At 36.8% G+C, this 2,767-nt stretch carries 2 protein-coding genes and 2 pseudogenes; 2 read left to right on the forward strand and 2 right to left on the reverse strand.

Annotation, left to right across the window (positions count from 1 at the left end; genetic code table 11):
• A partial coding sequence (locus tag BAU28_RS04135) for an NHL repeat-containing protein (protein WP_476995476.1) occupies nt 1-532 on the reverse strand: 532 nt, incomplete at its 3' end.
• A 117-nt stretch (nt 533-649) separates the two neighbouring features.
• Nucleotides 650-988 (reverse strand): annotated as a pseudogene (locus tag BAU28_RS04140) (hypothetical protein); the annotation flags it as partial.
• Between the two features lie 501 nt (nt 989-1,489).
• Here BAU28_RS04140 and BAU28_RS04145 point away from each other — a divergent pair.
• Complete coding sequence (locus tag BAU28_RS04145; RefSeq protein ID WP_002174971.1) at nt 1,490-2,338, forward strand: DUF2935 domain-containing protein; 849 nt, start codon at nt 1,490-1,492, stop codon at nt 2,336-2,338.
• 207 nt (nt 2,339-2,545) lie between these two features.
• A pseudogene (locus tag BAU28_RS04150) lies at nt 2,546-2,767 on the forward strand (IS6 family transposase); the annotation flags it as partial.

Below are 2,767 nucleotides of genomic sequence, written 5' to 3' on the forward strand. Positions count from 1 at the left end.
CTAAAAAGTCAATGGCGGAGACATACAGCAAGCCGTCAGAACCGAAGACCAATCCGCGGGGGTGGAAAGGGTTGAAGCAGTGGTGGTCGACGTTGCCTAGAAACATCCCAGTGGAACCATTGTACATCCGCACTTCTCCAGGCACTTCTATGCCCGTGTTAAAGTCGAAGTCACCAACATCTGCCACAAACAGGACATTATGTTTGGAGAGTACGATACCGCGCGGTGCCAACGGAGCGCCTGGTTCGGCTGAACGGACGAGTTCGCCCAGAAACGCCCCGGTTTGCCCATTAAACTTCAATACGTCGCCATTCACGGGTTGTCCGACGTTCTGGTTAGTGACAAGAAGATTGCCCATATGGTTAAAGATAAGTCCCCGAGGACCATGCAAGTTGCCACTATTTGGTGCGACAAAAGTGCCAAGGAACTTCCCTGTTTTCGGGTCGAAAGTCTTCACGGTGTCGTCGAAGCTATCACCAATGTAGAGAAAGTCGCACTGGAAGCATCTGTCCGGATCTTTTTGATTATGCATTTTATCACCCTTTTAAAAACATATTTTAAGTAAAAAACTAGCTTTTACCTATATTAATATATGCTTACGGAGATTTTTCGTATAGGACAAGCAGCTGATAATATAGCATATTTTTAAAGTTTGGCGCATATCTTTTGTTCTCTTCATAGCAACTTGTTTAATCATCTCTAGATCCACAAGTTTCTTCATTAAACGTTGCACAGTTTTATATGAAACTTCCATCTTTGCAGCAATTCTATTTTTGCATAGGAAACTAACACCTACATATTTACAGCTGTGGCGTTTTAAAATTTCAAGTAATGCAATTAGTTTAGATTGTACATCGGTACGCTTAATAGACATACGGATAGTGTCTCTGTATGTACGCACAGTTTTATTTAATTCTTCTACTTCTTCAAAAGTAGAAAAGTTGCAATATGACTCTTCACTTGCGATAACATCGATACGAGTTTTCATTATTCGACTGCTTTGGTAAAACAAAAAAGCAACGTCACCAATGTGGTAAACGTTACTTAAGAAACCCTGCATGATGTACAATAACTCCTGAGAGTATGGCAAGTGTTTACCTGGGTGTATCAGGTGGACGGTATATAAAGTGTTGGCGCACGATATATACACGCTATGCTCTTTTGTTGTATTTGTTGTTTTGCCCACATACTTTTCTTTTTATAACGTTTTTTATCAATAAAGAAAAAATATAGATGAAATGCGGGGCTTGTTGTATAAACGTTTTTAACTTTTTATCGTCTATTATCTGATGCTGGATTAAAATCCATCATTATCAGTAGTCAATAATGAATAGCCATTTCGTTATAGGGGGATTTTGATTCTTTAGGTTGATGGCAATGTGGTGGGACCCCTATTTTTATAGCCAGACTGAACTTTTATTGATGGTATTTTAATTTATATCTATTCATAAGAATAGAACTAGCATAGTATTTACTGGAGGGATTGAAAATGAATAGGAACGAAGCCTCATTACATCCTGATACGGGTGTTACATCTGGAATGTTTGTTGAACGATCATTAAATGAAATCCGTTTTTGGTCTAGAATCATGAAAGAGCATTCTTTATTTCTTCGATTGGGGTTTAGATGTGAGGATACTCAACTAATCCAAGAGGCTAATCAATTTTACCGATTGTTTGAACACATCGAACAAATTGCACATTCCTATACAAATCAAACAGATCCTGAACAAATAAAAAGATTTAATTCAGAAGTACAACAAGCTGCAACTAATATTTTCGGATTTAAACGAAAACTTCTAGGGTTAATTCTTACATGTAAATTGCCAGGGCAAAATAATTTTCCACTGTTAGTTGATCATACAAGTAGGGAAGCTGATTATTTTAGAAGACGTTTAATTGAATTAAATGAAGGTAAATTAGATGCTCTTCCGGATGCTATTATTAAAGAAAATGTTTTCTTTTTAAGGATTATGGCAGACCATGCTAAATTTATTGGTCATCTTCTTGATCCATCGGAAAGAAAGCTTGTAGATACAGCTCGGAATTTTAGCAATGATTTTGATGAATTGATGTATCAAGCAATTGACTTAGAATCTATGAAACCACAATCCCAAACAGTTCCTCTTTTAGATCAATTTTTGGATCAAAATCGTGTGTCGGTTACATCTCTTCGGGATTTTAAGAAAACAGCACGTGATTTAATTGAGCAATGTAAAATAAAGAGTATCATTCATCCATTATTAGCAGACCATGTTTTTCGTGAAGCTGATAGATTTCTTGAAATAATTGATATGTTTGATGCTCATCTTACAAGCGTTAAATCACAATATAAATAGTAGAAGATGGGGAAAAGTACTGTTTTTTCGATAAGCTAACAATTTATTGCTAGCTTCTTTTTCTTGAGCTGGTATCATATTCCTTATTCAACGAATAGGTTCTTTAGTGAAGTAACGGTTCTGGTGCAAAAACTTCAAGGTAATTACAAATCATCTCTAAAACTTGGACATACTGATACTATTACTCTAAAAAGGTGTGTGATCGGTATGGAAAAGAAAAATTGGTTCAAATGGAAGCACTACCAGCTTGATATTATCTTATTAACGGTACAACCTAAGTTTTCGTGATTTGGTGGAAATGATGGAGGAACGGGGTTTATTCATTTCTCATACAACGATTATGCGTTGGGTTCATCAGTATGGTCCTGAATTGGACAAACGGATCCGACGTTACCTCAAACAAATAAATGGCTCTTGGAGAGTCGATGA

The sequence above is a fragment of the Bacillus paramycoides genome, from assembly GCF_001884235.1.
In the GTDB taxonomy this organism is placed as follows: domain Bacteria; phylum Bacillota; class Bacilli; order Bacillales; family Bacillaceae_G; genus Bacillus_A; species Bacillus_A paramycoides.